Raw genomic sequence first — 13,932 nt, 5'->3', positions numbered from 1 at the left:
CGTGGGTTGTGGGGGTTTTTTAGTTGGGGAGCGTGTTGGTACCAGGACTGCGTCCTTCGCTCGGACGGAGCGCCCCATCCGGGGCTGGGGAGATTTAGCGGAAGGGACGGTTAGGGTTTTGCGTATGCCGGGCTTTCAGCCCTCGATTCCTTGGTGAGGCTTTCCCCAGGGCTTACGCCGCTGGGCTGTTGGTATGACGGTCTTTCAGACCTCTCGGAAGGGTTTGGTGTCGTTGAGGGTTGGAGGCTTCTGGCACCCTTTCGGGGTGCGGTTGTTTGTGGGGGCTTTCAACGGGTCTAGCGACCCGTTGCTACTTTCTGGCATCCCGTTCGGGATGCTTCGGAGGGGATGGGGAGCGTGCTTATAGCACTTGGGGTTGGTGGTGGTTGGTTTCCAGGACTGCGTCCTTCGCTTGGACGGAGCGCCCCGTTCGGGGCTGGGGAGATTTAGCGGAAGGGACGGTTAGGGTTTTGCGTATGCCGGGCTTTCAGCCCTCGATTCCTTGGTGAGGCTTTCCCCAGGGCTTACGCCGCTGGGCTGTTGGTATGCCGGTCCGTTGGACCTCTCGGATAGGTTGGGTTTTGTTGAGGGTTGGTGGCTTCTGGCACCCTTTTGGGGTGCGGTTCTTGGTGGGAGCTATCGGTGGGTCTTCGACGCCGCCGCTACTTTCTGGCATCCCGTTTGGGATGCTTCGGAGGGGATGGGGAGCGTGCTTGCAGCACTTGGGTTTGGTGGTGGTTGGTTACCAGGACTGCGTCCTTCGCTCTGACGGAGCGCCCCGTTCGGGGCTAGGGATTTGGTAGGAAGGTCGTTTTGAACTGAGTTCTAGGTTGATGGATTGTCTGTAGAGAGGAAGGGACGGTTTCGTTCCCGCCCTGTTGCTGCATTCGCCGCACCCCGCCCCTGTTTTAAAGCTGCGCTTTCCCAGGCCTGCGCTTCGCTTCGACCTCGGCTGATATTGGTCGCTCCTTCAGAGCTACCGGACGTGGTTTGAGGTGTGGGCCTTGAGCGTGTTGGTACCAGGACTGCGTCCTTCGCTCGGACGGAGCGCCCCGTTCGGAGCTAGGGATAGTTGAAGGAAGGGAGGGTTATGTTTTTGCGTATGCCGGGCTTTCAGCCCTCGCTGTTGTTGATGTGGTTTTCCCAGTGCTTGCGCCGCTGGGCTGATGGTTTGCCGGTCTTTCAGACCTACCGGAGGGGTCGGGTGTCGTTGAGGGCTGGTGGCTTCTGGCACCCTTTCGGGGTGCGGTTGTTGGCGGTGGCTTTCAACGGGTCTAGCGACCCGTTGCTACTTTCTGGCATCCCGTTTGGGATGCTCCGGAGGGGGATGGGGAGCGTGCTTGCAGCACTTCGGTTTGGTGATGGCTGGTTTCCAGCACTGTGTCCTTCGCTCTGACGGAGCGCCCCGTTCGGGGCTTGGGATTTGCTTTGATGGTCGTTGTGACCAGAGTTCAAGGTCGGTGGATTGTTTTTATGAAGGAAGGGACTGTTTATATCCCGCCCAAGTGCTGCGTTCGAAGCATCCACCCTTGATGGAAAGTTCTTTCCTAGGGCTGCGCTTCGCTTCGACTAGGTTTTTTTTTGAGGTCGCGCCGGTTGGCGCTTCAGGGACGGGGTTTGTGGAGTTGATCGGCTTGTTTGGGTTTGTGTGTGCGCTGGAAGGTTCTTCCCCCTCATCCCAACCCTTCTCCCGCAGACTTCGGAAAATCAGGGGGAGAAGGGCTTTGGGAGGTTCAGCGCTATGCTTTACCTGGCCACCGGTTGTTGTGGTGTTTTTGAGGAAGGGACGGTTTCGTTCCGGCCCTTGTGCTGCATTCGCGCACCTCACCCCGATTAAAAGCTGCGTTTTGCTGGGTCTGCGCTTTGCCTCGACCCAGGCTCATTTGGGTCGCGCCGGTTGGCGGTTTCGGACGGTGATTGATTCCTCAGTCCTGCATTGTTGTTTGTTCGCTTTGTAACGTTTATTTTGCTGATGTGAACGTTAGATTGAGGGTTTTGTCTATTCCTGTCGATTCCCATTTTTGGAAGAGTTCTTGTTGGGTGGTTTTGATTTGGTTGAATTCGGTTTGGGTGAGGTTTCGGGGTGCGAATTCGTTGAATTGGTGGAGGGGCCAGCCGGTGGGGGTGGTTCTTTCTAGATCGAAGAGGCCGACGATTTGCTCTATTTTGATTGCGGATTCTGGTAGCGGGCCTTTCTCGCCTTTGCCTGTGGTGTCTTCGATGTTCCAGCCTGCTTCGATCAGGCTGAAGAAGCCGACTAGGTCTGTGAGTACGGTTTCTACGGCGTAGTGGGTGAGGTCGTGGTAGACGAAGTGAAGTGCTACGTGGGTTGGTTGGTGTTGAAAGGTGGCTGAGCCGTCGGATCGTTGGCAGTGTAGGAATCCGGATTTGTCTTGTTGTTTGCGGATGGAGATGGCTAGGGGCATTGGTGGGGGACCATGCACCGTATGCATTCTTTGAAGCTGGGCAAGGAATGCATACGGTTTTCTGGGGCTATTTCAGGGTTTCTTTGATGAAGGCTAAGTCCTCAGGGGTTAGGGTTTTGCCTGAGGCTGTTAGGTTCACAGTTACCTGGTGTTCGTTGCGGAATCCTGGGATGACGCAGCTGACGTGAGGGTGGGCGAGGATGTAGTTTAGGGCTACTGAGGCGAGAGACTCCACTGAGTCACCGAAGCGCGCTTTGAGCTTTTCCAGTTTGGGTTTTAGGGCTTGGATGGCTTCTGCGGAGAACGCCTTGGAGTTTTGGCGGTGGTCGCCTGGTTCAAAGGTTGGGGGCTTTGCAGGGTCGAACTTATCGAGGAGCCGGCCTTGGGCTAGGGGGCTGAAGGCAACGAACGTCATCCCTTCCTTTTCCATGAGCTGGTTCACTGGGGAACCTTCGTCGATGAACTGAGTGTCGAGCGCGTGTGCCCAGCTTTGCAGGACTGAGGGTTTGACTCTTGGGGTGACACGAAGGAAGTCGTTTGAGGAGTAGGCTGATTGGCCTTTGATTCGGACTTTGCCTTCTTCGACCAGTTTGTCCATGGTTGCGGCCGCGTCATCTAGATACATGTCGGACGCGCCGAAGTCGCCGTGGTGGAAGTAGTAGATGTCGATGTAGTCGCGGCCTAAGTTGATGAGGGACTGCTCGCACTGGTGGCGAATGTGGGCTGCTTCGTAGGCGTGTGCGGCGGTGCCCGGGAAGTGGCCGATCTTTGTTGCAACGATGAAGTCAGTTGATTTGACTCCAAGCTTCTCGAAGACTCTGCGAAGCATTTGCTCTGCTTTGCCGTTTCCGTAAACGTCCGCGTTGTCGAAGTGGTTGACGCCTTGATCGATTCCTTTTTTGATGGCGGCGGTGATTTCTGTTTCGTCTACATTAGCCCAGCCGTTTGCGTTGCCATTGACCCAGTTGAGCCCGCCCATGGTCCAGCAGCCGAGGCTGATTTCTGAGACTTTCACGCCTGTTTTTCCGATCTCTCGCATGTTCATATGGTGTTTCTCTTCTGTTATTTGGAGGCGTTGTGGGGGAAGATTTCGGCTCCGTCCCAGTGTTCGTCGGCTTTGCCGTTTTTGATGCGCCACATGTCGAACCAGGTGGTGGTGTAGGTTTTACCTGGGTGGTTTGGGTCGGGGAGTTGGCGGACGGTTGATACGACTACTAGGTCACCTTCGGCTACTACTGAAACGATTTGGGTTTTCCATGCGTTGGGTTTGGGGATGGGGCGCTCGGGCATGGAGCCGAAGAACTGCATGACGGCTTTTCTTCCGTCGACGACGTTTGGGTTGTGTTGGATGTAGCGCTCGGTGAGGTACTTGGGGGCTTGTTTCCAGTGGCCGGCTTCTAGGAGGTCGCGCATGATGTGGAGCACGACTTGTTTGTTTCGGTTGAGCTTCTTATCGGGGCTTGTGAAGAGGCTTTCTGGGTTCGGTACGCCTTTGACGGGGGATTGGGCTGAGGCTAGGCCAACAGTGGCGAGTGAAAGGGCAAGAGCCAGGTGTGCGCGAGACATTCTCTATTTTACGCATATGTTTGCGAGGGCTACGTCAACCCTCGTGGTGATAAAAATGGGTTGGATCCTACGGAGGAACTTACTTATTACCGAAGTTATATCTGTGCGCTATCGATGGCGATGGTGGGGGACACCCAAGGGGAGAGGAAAGTCAGTGACACGAGAAAAGAAGCTTGTGGCATTTAGCGAGTTCGCGCTTGCTAAGTTGGGATTGCGAAAGAGTCCAAGTTCTGTGGTGCCGGTGCCCAGAATGGATGTCACTTTGATGGTTGCGAAGGTGAGCGAGACCGAGGAAGCTGCTGTCTATGAGCTAGAAGAGGTCCGCTCGACCGGGAAGTTTTACTTTAACAAAGAGACGGGCGAAGGTGGGTTGGTGAATGCGACTTCTAGCGATGAGGAGTTGGAGCAGTTTTTGAAGGGGTACGCGCTTGTGTTGGCTGAATGGAAGGAGAGCCGTGCGCTTCCCGAGCGGAAGGCTCATTTGGATCTAGAGTAGGGCGGCTTCTGTTCGGAGAAGGGAGTAGATCACCATGTCTTTTGCTTCTCCTTCGGTAGTGATCGCATTTCGAGCGGTCCCTTCGTAGATGTAGCCGCATTTTTCAGCGACTTTTCTTGATGCCAAGTTGTCGGGTTCGGTTTGAATCTGGAGCCGATTGATGGGGAGCCAACTGAAGAGGTACTGGCTGAAGAGTTTGACCGCTTCGGTGGTGTAGCCCTTTCCGCGTGAGGACTGGTCGAAGAGGATGTAACCTACTTCGACGCCGCTGTAGTAATGGACGGTTTTGAAGAAGACGATCATTCCTAGGATTTGATCGTCTTCTTTGTTTGTGATGAGCATGGTTCCAGAGTCTTCCGACCAGTAGCCGTCTTTTTCGAACCTTGCTTTGATGGAGGTTTCAGTTGGGAGGTGGGTTGGGTAGTGCGGGCCACGGTTCTCAAGGTCTGACGCGAGCACCCAGAAGGCTTCGAGGTCTTTGGAGCGCATCGTGCGGAGATTGATGAGGCGGCCTTTGATCACAGTGGGATTATAGACTTAGTGCCTGGTGTAGGTGGCTTCGACTGCCCACGTCGGCTCGCCTGCTGGCGTTACGTTTTCCATTTTGAGGGTTAGGGTGTGTTCGGTGGGGATCAGTTCTATGGTCCAGCCCCATACTTCTTTGCCTGCGCCGTATTCGCCTTTGGCTTTCACGGAGCCTGATGGAGATTCTTGTCCTTTCAGGTGCATGACGGCTTCGTTTTGATGCCAAGAGTCGACCCAGCCGATTTCGAATGCGTTGGATTTGGCGTGTTTGGCGAGGAGCATGGTTCCTTCTTCTCGTTTGCCTTCGTAGTGCCAGATGTAGGGGATGGTGGCGAACTTGTCGTGTGGGTCCGTATCAATGTGCAGGGTGGAGTCGGATTCGGTTATCTGCTTTTCGGGCGGGAGGAAGGGGAGGTTGAGTTTGGATTTGCCTTTCCATAAACCCTTTGCTGTGTGGATCGACTTTGGTACGGCCATGCCGTCGATTTTAACAGGTCCGTTCGAGATAGACAACGCCGGGGATGGGGTTTTCGTAGTAGGCGGGGATCTCTTGGAAGCCGAGGGTTTCGTACAGTTTGAGGGCTGCTGTTAGGTGGGCTAGGGTGTCTAGTCTTATCGCGTTGTAGCCTAGAGACTGGGCTTGGCTGATGAGTTGAAGGGCGAGTTCTTTGCCTAGTCCGGTGCCGCGAGCTGCCGGTTGGACGAACATGCGTTTGAGTTCGGCGATGCCTGGTTGGAGGGGTCGGATGGCGCCGCAGGCGACGGCTGTTCCGTTTTGGAGGCAGAGGAGGAGTGCGCCTTGGGGCGGGGCGTATTTGCCGGGGAGGTTTGCTAGTTCTTCCTCGAAGCTTTGGAAGCAGAGATCGACATTGAGTTCGGTCTCGTATTCTCGGAAGAGGCGGCGGGCTTGGTCGATGAGAGCTGGCTCTGAGTTCACCCAGACAAAGGATCTCATCGACATGGTTGTTATTTGACCAGTTCTCGGAGGTCGTCTTCGTTTACTTCGTTGCGAGTGTCGGCCATTTTGAGGAAGTTCTCGTATAGCTCTTCGAAACGCTCATCGGTGAAGTTGAAGCCGATTTCTGCGAGGCGGTGTTTGAGTCCATGGCGTCCGCTGCGGGCCGTGAGGATGATTTCACTCTTTTCGGCACCGACCAGTTTGGGGTCGATGATTTCGTAGGTGGATCTCTCTTTGAGGACTCCGTCTTGGTGGATGCCGCTGCTGTGGGCGTAGGCGTTTGCTCCCACGACTGCTTTGTTTCTTTGGACCACCATACCGGTGAGCCTGGAAACGAGTCGGGAGGTTGGCAGGAGTTGAGTGGTGTCGATTTTGGTTTCGCAGTTGAACTTGTCTTTGCGAATATAGAGGGCCATGACGACTTCTTCGAGTGCGGTGTTACCTGCTCGCTCTCCGATACCGTTCATGGTGACTTCTACTTGTCGGGCACCTGCTAGGACGCCTGCTAGCGTGTTGGCGGTGGCCATTCCTAGGTCGTTGTGGCAGTGGCAGGAGAATACGGCCTTATCGCTATTGGGGACATTGTTGATGATGCCTTCGATAAGGTGGAAGTATTCGTTTGGATAGGTGAATCCGGTGGTGTCGGGGACATTGATCGTGGTGGCTCCTGCCTTGATCACTTCCTCGGTTACCTTGTAGACGTAGTCTAGGTCGGCTCGTCCGGAGTCTTCCATGAAGTATTCGACGTCGTCTGTGTATTGACGTGCGATCTTCACGGCGTTCACGCCTGTCTCTAGGGCAACCTCTCTTGTCATCTTGAGTTTGAGCTGAAGATGGTTGTCGCTCACGCCTAGGCCGGTGTGGATACGGCGACGCTCGGCAGGTTTGAGGGCTTCTGCAGCTACCTCAATATCTTTTTGCCGAGCGCGTGTAAGTCCGCAGATGGTCACGTTACGAAGTTCTTTCGCAAGTGTATGGACGCTTTCAAAATCACCCGGCGAGCTGATGGGGAAGCCAGCCTCAATGATGTCCACTCCCAAAGAAACGAGCTGATGACCAATCTCCAGCTTTTGTTCCAATGAAAGACGGACGCCTGGGCTTTGCTCTCCATCTCGAAGAGTCGTGTCGAACACGAGGACGCGGTCTGTCACATCTTAGATTATGGTGTTTATGTGACCGAATTAGCGCTATGTTTCGGACGGGGAGATTGTTTCAGTGTGCGTGAGTAGGGAAAGGTGATGGAAATTTGGTATTCTCGTGAGACGCATGACGCAAGTCGATCTCAATATCACCGCTGGGGAACAGCAAGTGGGTCAGCCTTGGATTTGGCAACTGAGCCGCGAGTTCAACGTTCGCGTAAATCTGCGCAAGGCCAATATCGATAGCGATTATGGATGGGTTCAGATCGAATTAGAGGGACCTGTTGAAGAAATTCAGCGTGCTACGGCTTGGCTTATGACCACGGGACTCCACGTGGAAGCCCAGCAGCGCGCCGTTGGTGCATGAGCGCATACGAACCTTACGTTCCTGAGGATTTTGTTCAGTTTTGGGCCGAGGCCGCCGATGAGGCGAACTCGGTTCCTTTGGATTTTCACCGCAGCCTCAGCAACGATTTTGAGCTGGATGGGTTTATTGTTGAGACGATCACCTTTAAGTCTGTTCAGAACCGCCAGCTGAGTGGTTGGTTGGCTTATCCTGAGGGAGCCCGGCGGTTGCCTGGGTTTGTTTGGGTGCCCCCTTATGGGCGCGAATCTCTGTTACCCAATGCTTATGGGACGCGTGAGGGGTTTGCTAGTCTCAGCTTCAATTTTCACGGGCATGAGGCTTTTTACCAGGAGAAGTACGTTACCACGCGGGGTTACTTTGCGGAGGGTGCGGACTCGCCTGAGACCTGGATTTTTCGGCGGATGCTTCAGGATGCGATGATTGCGAGCAAGGTTTTGCAGGCGCAGCTTGAGGTGGACGAGGACAGGATAGGGGCGATGGGAATGAGCCAGGGTGGTGGAATCTCTATCTGGCTGGGGGCTTGGAGTCCTATTATTAAGGCTGTTTGTGCGGATATGCCTTTCTTGGGTGCGATTGCCGGGACGATTCAGGGGAATGTTTACCGTTATCCTCTGAAGGAGCTTGCTGATTTTATGGAATCGGTGCCTTTGGGGACTGAGCGGGTTTTGAATACGTTGTCGTATTTCGACACGATGAATCAGGCAACCCAGTGTAGGAAGCCGACTCAGGTTTCGGTTGGGCTGAAGGATCCGGCTTGCCGTCCGGATACTGTTCGGGCGATTTTTGAGGCTTTGCCCGGCACGAAAATGTTACGAACTTACGATTGGGGACACGATTGGCACCCTGATATGGTGGAGAATAACCGGCAGTGGTTGCTGGAGAACCTGCGCTGAGAATTTTACAAGTAGCTAGTTCCCTTTATGATTGGGGAGGGATTGAGCGGTATGTGGTCCATCTATCGGATGGGCTTGCTGCTCGGGGGCACGAGGTTGTGGTGGCTTGCCCGAAGAGTTCTCCGTTGGATAAGCGGGTGAATGTGGAGCGGGTTTCGATCTCGGTGAAGCATAAGATTTCGCTGCCTGTGGTGCTTCAGTACATGAAGCTGTTTAAGAAAGGGAAGTTTGATGTGGTTCATGCCCACTTTAGCCCTGACTTCTTGGCGCCTGCGATTGCGGCGAAGTTAACTCACCAGCCGTTTACGATCATGACGCGTCATGTGGCGGTTACTTGGCGTGCGGCTAAGGTGCAGCAGTACACGCGGTTGTTTGACCACTTTATTCCCGTTTCCGGGGCTGTGTTTGAGAAGTTGCAGCAGTCTGGGATTCCAGCGGAAAGGATGACAGTGGCGAAGGCTGGGTGCCCAGCTCTTGGTTGTGGGCGAGATTTGGATGACGTTCGGGCTGAGTTGGGGTTTGAGGGTTTTACGACTGGCGTGTTTGGTCGGTTGGTGCGGGATAAGGGCATTGACCTGGCGATCAAGGCGGCTGGGCTGAGTGGGACGCGGGTGGCTGTGTTTGGCGATGGGCCTGAGAAGGTTTCGCTGGAACGGCTGGCCGAGGCTTCTGATGGGCACGCTCGGCTTTATGGGTTTCGCGAGGATGTTGCGGACTGTATGTCGGCGGTGGATGCGGTTGTGATCCCGAGTCGTTGGACGGAGCCGTTTCCTTACTCGGCTTTGGAGGCGATGTCTTTGGGCAAGCCTATTATTGCGGCAAACGTTGGCGGGTTGCCGGAGATGATTGAGGACGGCAAGACCGGGTTGTTGTTTGAGAAGGACAATCCTGAGGATTTGGCCCGTTGTATTCGGCGGATTCAGGATGAGCCTGTGTTTGCGCGTGAGATGGCTGCGAATGCTCAGCAGGTCCACCGTAGTTTGTATACGGTGGAGAAGATGGCTGAGCGGATTGAAGCGGTGTACCGCGAGCAGTTGGCTCGTCGGGGCCGTTAGCGAATCACGTCGTGGATGGCTTTGACTTGTTCGAGAAGTTCTCTGGCTCGGTCTAGGGGCCATTGGGTTGCGCTGTCGCTGAGGGCGTTCGCTGGGTCTGGGTGGACTTCGATGAATAGGGCGTCTAGTCCTACTGCTACTGCGGCCCTGGTCATTGCTGGGATGCTTTCTCGGACTCCTGCTGTGGAGGTGCCTGCGCCGCCTGGGCGTTGGGCCGAGTGGGTTGCATCGAAGCAGACGGGGACTCCGAAGGATCGCATGATCTCGAGTCCGGGCATGTCTACGATGAGGGCGTTGTAGCCGAAGGACATTCCTCTCTCGGTGAGCATGATTCCGTTTGCGTGGAATTTCTGGAGCTTCTCGACGATGTTCTTGGTGTCTTGGGGTGCCAGGAACTGGCCTTTCTTCACGTTGACGGGTTTGCCTGTGAGGGAGGCGGCTTCGAGGAGGTCGGTTTGTCGGCTTAGGAAGGCTGGGATCTGGAGGATATCGACGACTTGTGCGACTGGGGCGGCTTGGTCGGGGAGATGGATGTCGGTTGTGGAGGGAAGATCGAACATCTTGGCCACGTTTCCGATGATCTCTAGACCTTCTGCCATACCTGCGCCTCGGATGGTGTCACCGGAGGTGCGGTTCGCTTTGTCGTAGGATGCTTTGAAGATGTAGCCGAAGCCGAGTTCGGCGCAGAGTTCCTTCATGGTGCCTGCGACTTGCTCGCAGAGGCCCTGGGACTCAGCAAGGCAGGGGCCGGCGATGATCGCCAGCTTGCCTGTGCCAATTTCTACATCTTTGACTTTGAAGGGTGTCAACCTTTCTTGCCAGCCTTTGGACCTTTGATCTTGCCGATGGCGAGCGTTGCTTTGGTCTCGATGGTGGAAGGAGGGAAGCAGTTGGTGCTGGTGCACTGTTGGTAGTCGAGGGAGAGGACTACTGGGCCGGACTTGGTGCCTGCGAGGAGGGTCACCGGGATTTTGATGGTGTTCTCGTAGACGAGGCTTGCTTTCTCATCGCCTTCCATCTTCATGGAGATGCCCTTTGGATAGCTGACTTTCACAAGCTTGGTTGCACCGCTCTTGAGTTTGAGCGTCACGGGGAGCTGGAACTTGTCTGCGGGTGGGTTTTGGTATCCGTGGAGACCGGAGGCGAAGGTAATGGTGACGACGCCTGTGACGGTTTGTTTGGCGCCAACCACTGTCTTGTCGAGTTTGAATTCGACTTTAGGAGCGACGTTGCCTTCCTGTGCGTATGATGCGCAGGCAAGTGCCGAGAGGGCTAGAAGGGAGAGTGCTCGCATATTTGATTTCCTAGGCCGGAGTTTACCGGCCTATATTTCAAATACGCAAAAATAGTTAGGCTGTGCCTATCCAGCGTCGAAGCTTGTAGACGGTGGTGTCTCGGTTGAGTTGTGCGATGGCTCTGGTGAGCGGGACTGCTTTGGGGCAGACCTTGACGCAGTTTTGAGCGTTGCCGCAACCGGAGATGCCTTCCTCGGTGGTGAGGAACTCGAATCGGTCCTTCTCGATGGTCTTTCCTACTGGGTGGAGGTTGAACAGAAGGGCTTGGCCGAGTGCTGCTGGGCCGACGAATGGGGAGCGCTCGTTCACCTGGGGGCAGGCTTCGAGGCAGCAGCCGCAGGACATGCATCGGCTGAGTGCGTAGCGGAGCTGGCGCACTTCGTCGTCTTGTGGCTGACCCATTCCGAGGTCGTAGGAGCCGTCAATGGGGACCCATCCTTTGACCTTCTTGAGGTTCTCGAACATTTTAGTTCGGTCTACCACGAGGTCTCGGATGAGGGGGAACTTCTTCATGGGCTCTAGGCTGAGCACATAGGTGTCGCCTTCGACCAGAGCGACTTCTTCGATGAGTGCGGTGCAGGCTTGGCGAATCATGCCGTTGATGTTCATCGTGCATGATCCACAGACCTCTTCCAGACACGCGGCTTCCCATGCTGGTGGGCGGACCGTTTTGCCTTCTTTTGTCACGGGATTTTTTTGAATCTCCATGAGCGCGGAAATGACGTTCAATTTCTCGCGGAAGGGGACTTCAAACTCTTCCCAATGTTGCTGGGCGTTTTTGTCCTGCTGCCGTAGAATCTTGATGCGAATCTTCGTCGGAGTAGCTGTCGCGGTCATCGGTTTACTTATTGTACGGATTTGAGGGGGCATAAGTCTTACGGGAGTGGAAAAACTCGCCTGATCCGTTGAGATTGGGGTGAAAATGTTGAGTTGGGCCAGCTTAGCTGGCCTGAAGTCTCTCGATGTGGAGGGCAAGTTTGTTGAGGGTTTGGTATCCGTATTCGACGGCACCAAAGCCGATGACGTCTTCCCGCCGTGCTTTTGTGGGGTGCATTTGCCTGAGGGTGAGCACCGTTTTGCTGTTGGATTGTTCGTCGAAAGTCAGGAGCATTCGGAAACTGCCTGGGTCGTCGTCTTGGTCTGAGCTGTGTATGACTTCGATTCTCGTAGGCGTTTCGATCGCGACGAAGAGCATTCGGTTGGAGTAACGGGTGCCGTCAGGGGCTACCATGTCGAACCGCCAGATTCCGCCCTGCCGGAGGTCGATTTCTTTGGTTTCGATTTCGAATCCTTCTGGGCCGAACCATTTCTGAATCTGGTCGGGGTCGGTCCAAGCGGAGAAGACGAGGCTGCGTGGGGCGTCGATGACTCTGCTTAGGACAATTTCACGGTCGAGCGGCCATTCCCGCCATGGGGAATCTGTGTTTGTTCGTGCGTCACTCATGGTCTTGTTGCTTCCTCTTCATTTGTTGGATGTGGGCTTCCATACGGTCGAGGCGTTGTTCCCACGCGGAGATGTGTTCTTGTATCCATGCTTCTGTAGCGTGAAGTGCTTGGGGTTCTATCTTGCAGTTGCGCACACGTCCAGTTTTTTCTGAGCTTACGAGTCCACTTTTTTCTAATACTCGGACGTGTTTGAGCAGGGATGGGAGAGCGATTTCGAATGGCTCGGCTAGTTCTGTGATTGATTTGGGGCCTTCACAGAGGCGAGTCACGATTGCCCGCCTGGTTGGATCTGCGAGGGCAGAGAATGCCCGATCCAGATCCGTTGAAAACTTAGCCATGTGGGAAAGTATAGTCCGGTTTTTTCGTTTGCGGGAATAAAACTTTCTCAATTGGCTAAGTTTTATTTATTGACCAGGTTGCTTTCGTGCCAAGCAGCCGGAATGAGTGGTCAGATAGGTAGACTTTGAAATCCCATGACCTCGAGCCAAGCCCGCGAAATCGATCTTGAACGAGTGATGATCCTCGGATCTCCGGTTGATCGAGTTTCCATGTCGGAGTGCATGGAGTGCGTCGCCACTTTTGTTAAATCTGGCAAACCCCATTTGATTGTGACTGCGGATGCGAGTGGTCTTGTTCAGGCTCAGACTGACCCGGGCTTGAAGGAGATTTATGAGACTGCGGATTTGGTGACTCCGGACTCCGTGGGTGTTTTGTGGGCGGCTAAGCGGCGCGGCCAGCCTTTGGTGGAGCGGGTGAGCGGTGTTGAGATTGTGGATAACGTTTGCCGCGAGAGTGCCAACCGCGGGTGGCGCGTTTACTTTTTAGGAGCGGCGCCGGGGGTTGCTGAGTTGGCGGCAGAGAAGATGCGGCTTCGGCATCCGGGTTGCAACATTGTGGGTGCTCGGCACGGGTATTTCCCCGCGGATAGCGACGAGGTGGTGGCGAACGAGGTTGCGGAGACGAAACCCGACATCTTGTTTGTCGCGATGGGGATTCCTCGGCAGGAAAAGTTCATTCGTGCTACGTCGCACATTATTGGTGCCAAGGTGGCGATGGGCGTGGGCGGTTCGTTTGACGTGTTCAGCGGGAAGGTGAAGCGTGCGCCTGTGTTCTTGCAGAAGATGAAGATGGAGTGGGCTTGGCGACTTTTGCAAAACCCGAAGAAGATTGGAAAAGTGATGTTGCTGCCTAAGTTTGTGCTTCGGAATCTGCGCGAGAAAGTATGAAGATTTACACCAAGACCGGCGATCAGGGTGAGACTGGGCTGTTGGGTGGTGCGCGGGTTTTGAAGACCAGCCGGCGGATTACTGCGATTGGGGAAGTGGACGAGTTGAACGCGATGATTGGCGTTGCTCGGACTTTTTCAGATGGAGTGTCTCTGGATGAGATGCTGAAGCGGATTCAGTGTTGGCTGTTTGATTTGGGGGCTGAGTTGGCTGCTGAGCCTGGGTCCAAGTTTGATCAGGCTGCTATTACGGGTGAGCAGGTTCGACAGCTTGAGTCTTCTATGGATTTGCTGGATGGGGCTTTGCCGCCGCTTAAGAGTTTTATTTTGCCGGGTGGGAGTGGGTTAAGTGCTCAGTTGCACTTGGCACGGTCCGTGGCTCGGCGGGCTGAGCGGGCTTTGTTGGAGCTACACTCTGAGGCTCCTGTGCGTGAGGATGCTCGGGTGTTTCTGAATCGTCTTTCTGATTGGCTGTTCTTGGCGGCGCGAACCGCAAACATGGTTTCGGACGTCCAGGATACGGAGTGGCATAAAGCTTAGG

Annotated in this window: 19 protein-coding genes; 6 read left to right on the top strand and 13 right to left on the bottom strand. The window is 54.9% G+C overall.

Annotated elements, in window-relative coordinates; translation table 11 throughout:
* Nucleotides 1-487 precede the first annotated feature (487 nt).
* The 4 genes from ACZ51B_RS01780 to ACZ51B_RS01765 form a co-directional block, all read right to left on the bottom strand.
* Nucleotides 488-676, bottom strand: a complete 189-nt coding sequence (locus tag ACZ51B_RS01780; protein ID WP_464295515.1) for a hypothetical protein — start codon at nucleotides 674-676, stop codon at nucleotides 488-490.
* 1,285 nt (nucleotides 677-1,961) lie between these two features.
* Nucleotides 1,962-2,426, bottom strand: a complete 465-nt coding sequence (locus ACZ51B_RS01775) for a hypothetical protein (protein WP_464295514.1) — start codon at nucleotides 2,424-2,426, stop codon at nucleotides 1,962-1,964.
* A gap of 67 nt (nucleotides 2,427-2,493) precedes the next feature.
* The gene (locus ACZ51B_RS01770) at nucleotides 2,494-3,471 is read right to left on the bottom strand and encodes an aldo/keto reductase (RefSeq protein ID WP_464295513.1); all 978 of its coding nucleotides are present in this window, start codon (nucleotides 3,469-3,471) and stop codon (nucleotides 2,494-2,496) included.
* A gap of 17 nt (nucleotides 3,472-3,488) precedes the next feature.
* Entirely contained in the window at nucleotides 3,489-3,992 is a 504-nt protein-coding gene (locus ACZ51B_RS01765) for a nuclear transport factor 2 family protein (protein ID WP_464295512.1), read from the bottom strand.
* A 154-nt stretch (nucleotides 3,993-4,146) separates the two neighbouring features.
* Here ACZ51B_RS01765 and ACZ51B_RS01760 point away from each other — a divergent pair, with 154 nt between their 5' ends.
* Nucleotides 4,147-4,488 carry a hypothetical protein gene (locus ACZ51B_RS01760; protein WP_464295511.1) on the top strand — a complete coding sequence of 114 codons (342 nt, stop codon included), beginning with the start codon at nucleotides 4,147-4,149 and terminating at the stop codon, nucleotides 4,486-4,488.
* Here the strand turns inward: ACZ51B_RS01760 and ACZ51B_RS01755 are convergent.
* The 4 genes from ACZ51B_RS01755 to ACZ51B_RS01740 are packed head-to-tail and all read right to left on the bottom strand — an operon-like array spanning nucleotide 4,480 to nucleotide 7,122.
* Nucleotides 4,480-5,010, bottom strand: a complete 531-nt coding sequence (locus ACZ51B_RS01755; RefSeq protein ID WP_464295510.1) for a GNAT family N-acetyltransferase — start codon at nucleotides 5,008-5,010, stop codon at nucleotides 4,480-4,482. The genes ACZ51B_RS01760 and ACZ51B_RS01755 overlap by 9 nt on opposite strands.
* Nucleotides 5,011-5,025: 15 nt before the next feature.
* Complete coding sequence (locus tag ACZ51B_RS01750) at nucleotides 5,026-5,490, bottom strand: DUF1579 family protein (protein ID WP_464295509.1); 465 nt, start codon at nucleotides 5,488-5,490, stop codon at nucleotides 5,026-5,028.
* A 10-nt stretch (nucleotides 5,491-5,500) separates the two neighbouring features.
* Nucleotides 5,501-5,974, bottom strand: a complete 474-nt coding sequence (locus tag ACZ51B_RS01745) for a GNAT family N-acetyltransferase (protein ID WP_464295508.1) — start codon at nucleotides 5,972-5,974, stop codon at nucleotides 5,501-5,503.
* Between the two features lie 5 nt (nucleotides 5,975-5,979).
* On the bottom strand, nucleotides 5,980-7,122 hold the full coding sequence (locus ACZ51B_RS01740; protein ID WP_464295507.1) for a 2-isopropylmalate synthase: 1,143 nt from the start codon (nucleotides 7,120-7,122) through the stop codon (nucleotides 5,980-5,982).
* A 115-nt stretch (nucleotides 7,123-7,237) separates the two neighbouring features.
* Between ACZ51B_RS01740 and ACZ51B_RS01735 the strand changes: the two genes are divergently transcribed.
* The 3 genes from ACZ51B_RS01735 to ACZ51B_RS01725 are packed head-to-tail and all read left to right on the top strand — an operon-like array spanning nucleotide 7,238 to nucleotide 9,425.
* On the top strand, nucleotides 7,238-7,477 hold the full coding sequence (locus tag ACZ51B_RS01735; RefSeq protein WP_464295506.1) for an NIL domain-containing protein: 240 nt from the start codon (nucleotides 7,238-7,240) through the stop codon (nucleotides 7,475-7,477).
* Nucleotides 7,474-8,370, top strand: a complete 897-nt coding sequence (locus ACZ51B_RS01730) for an acetylxylan esterase (RefSeq protein ID WP_464295505.1) — start codon at nucleotides 7,474-7,476, stop codon at nucleotides 8,368-8,370. The genes ACZ51B_RS01735 and ACZ51B_RS01730 overlap by 4 nt, the downstream gene beginning before the upstream one ends.
* Nucleotides 8,346-9,425 carry a glycosyltransferase family 4 protein gene (locus tag ACZ51B_RS01725; RefSeq protein ID WP_464295504.1) on the top strand — a complete coding sequence of 360 codons (1,080 nt, stop codon included), beginning with the start codon at nucleotides 8,346-8,348 and terminating at the stop codon, nucleotides 9,423-9,425. Before ACZ51B_RS01730 ends, ACZ51B_RS01725 begins: the two co-directional genes overlap by 25 nt.
* On the opposite strand, the gene kdsA is transcribed toward ACZ51B_RS01725, so the two are convergent.
* The 5 genes from kdsA to ACZ51B_RS01700 all read right to left on the bottom strand — a co-directional run bounded on the left by kdsA (nucleotide 9,422) and on the right by ACZ51B_RS01700 (nucleotide 12,504).
* A complete protein-coding gene (gene kdsA / locus ACZ51B_RS01720) occupies nucleotides 9,422-10,234 on the bottom strand; it encodes a 3-deoxy-8-phosphooctulonate synthase (RefSeq protein ID WP_464295503.1) in 813 nt (270 codons plus the stop codon). The two genes, ACZ51B_RS01725 and kdsA, sit on opposite strands and share 4 nt — an antisense overlap.
* Nucleotides 10,231-10,719, bottom strand: a complete 489-nt coding sequence (locus ACZ51B_RS01715; protein ID WP_464295502.1) for a protein-disulfide reductase DsbD domain-containing protein — start codon at nucleotides 10,717-10,719, stop codon at nucleotides 10,231-10,233. Before ACZ51B_RS01715 ends, kdsA begins: the two co-directional genes overlap by 4 nt.
* A 55-nt stretch (nucleotides 10,720-10,774) precedes the next feature.
* Nucleotides 10,775-11,557: a succinate dehydrogenase iron-sulfur subunit gene (sdhB, locus tag ACZ51B_RS01710; protein WP_464295501.1), complete on the bottom strand. Its 783-nt coding sequence runs from the start codon at nucleotides 11,555-11,557 to the stop codon at nucleotides 10,775-10,777.
* Nucleotides 11,558-11,660: 103 nt separating this feature from the next.
* Nucleotides 11,661-12,164, bottom strand: coding sequence for an SRPBCC family protein (locus tag ACZ51B_RS01705; protein ID WP_464295500.1), 504 nt, complete (start codon nucleotides 12,162-12,164; stop codon nucleotides 11,661-11,663).
* Nucleotides 12,157-12,504 carry an ArsR/SmtB family transcription factor gene (locus ACZ51B_RS01700; RefSeq protein ID WP_464295499.1) on the bottom strand — a complete coding sequence of 116 codons (348 nt, stop codon included), beginning with the start codon at nucleotides 12,502-12,504 and terminating at the stop codon, nucleotides 12,157-12,159. Before ACZ51B_RS01700 ends, ACZ51B_RS01705 begins: the two co-directional genes overlap by 8 nt.
* 135 nt (nucleotides 12,505-12,639) lie before the next feature.
* Between ACZ51B_RS01700 and ACZ51B_RS01695 the strand changes: the two genes are divergently transcribed.
* Together ACZ51B_RS01695 and ACZ51B_RS01690 are read left to right on the top strand one after the other, a co-directional pair.
* Nucleotides 12,640-13,392 carry a WecB/TagA/CpsF family glycosyltransferase gene (locus tag ACZ51B_RS01695; protein WP_464295498.1) on the top strand — a complete coding sequence of 251 codons (753 nt, stop codon included), beginning with the start codon at nucleotides 12,640-12,642 and terminating at the stop codon, nucleotides 13,390-13,392.
* Entirely contained in the window at nucleotides 13,389-13,931 is a 543-nt protein-coding gene (locus ACZ51B_RS01690) for a cob(I)yrinic acid a,c-diamide adenosyltransferase (protein WP_464295497.1), read from the top strand. Before ACZ51B_RS01695 ends, ACZ51B_RS01690 begins: the two co-directional genes overlap by 4 nt.
* Nucleotide 13,932 lies beyond the last annotated feature (1 nt).

This window comes from Fimbriimonas sp. LA-C6, assembly GCF_055398105.1.
This window is presented reverse-complemented; position numbering and strand designations above follow the sequence as displayed.

Bases quoted from the DNA above. Each gene is read 5' to 3' on its own strand.
- ACZ51B_RS01695 (WP_464295498.1), top strand. From the start codon at position 12,640: ATGACCTCGAGCCAAGCCCGCGAAATCGATCTTGAACGAGTGATGATC.
- sdhB (WP_464295501.1), bottom strand. From the start codon at position 11,557: ATGACCGCGACAGCTACTCCGACGAAGATTCGCATCAAGATTCTACGG.
- ACZ51B_RS01700 (WP_464295499.1), bottom strand. From the start codon at position 12,504: ATGGCTAAGTTTTCAACGGATCTGGATCGGGCATTCTCTGCCCTCGCA.
- ACZ51B_RS01780 (WP_464295515.1), bottom strand. From the start codon at position 676: ATGCCAGAAAGTAGCGGCGGCGTCGAAGACCCACCGATAGCTCCCACC.
- ACZ51B_RS01775 (WP_464295514.1), bottom strand. From the start codon at position 2,426: ATGCCCCTAGCCATCTCCATCCGCAAACAACAAGACAAATCCGGATTC.
- ACZ51B_RS01765 (WP_464295512.1), bottom strand. From the start codon at position 3,992: ATGTCTCGCGCACACCTGGCTCTTGCCCTTTCACTCGCCACTGTTGGC.
- ACZ51B_RS01735 (WP_464295506.1), top strand. From the start codon at position 7,238: ATGACGCAAGTCGATCTCAATATCACCGCTGGGGAACAGCAAGTGGGT.
- ACZ51B_RS01705 (WP_464295500.1), bottom strand. From the start codon at position 12,164: ATGAGTGACGCACGAACAAACACAGATTCCCCATGGCGGGAATGGCCG.
- ACZ51B_RS01690 (WP_464295497.1), top strand. From the start codon at position 13,389: ATGAAGATTTACACCAAGACCGGCGATCAGGGTGAGACTGGGCTGTTG.
- ACZ51B_RS01715 (WP_464295502.1), bottom strand. From the start codon at position 10,719: ATGCGAGCACTCTCCCTTCTAGCCCTCTCGGCACTTGCCTGCGCATCA.
- ACZ51B_RS01770 (WP_464295513.1), bottom strand. From the start codon at position 3,471: ATGAACATGCGAGAGATCGGAAAAACAGGCGTGAAAGTCTCAGAAATC.
- ACZ51B_RS01730 (WP_464295505.1), top strand. From the start codon at position 7,474: ATGAGCGCATACGAACCTTACGTTCCTGAGGATTTTGTTCAGTTTTGG.
- ACZ51B_RS01750 (WP_464295509.1), bottom strand. From the start codon at position 5,490: ATGGCCGTACCAAAGTCGATCCACACAGCAAAGGGTTTATGGAAAGGC.
- ACZ51B_RS01745 (WP_464295508.1), bottom strand. From the start codon at position 5,974: ATGTCGATGAGATCCTTTGTCTGGGTGAACTCAGAGCCAGCTCTCATC.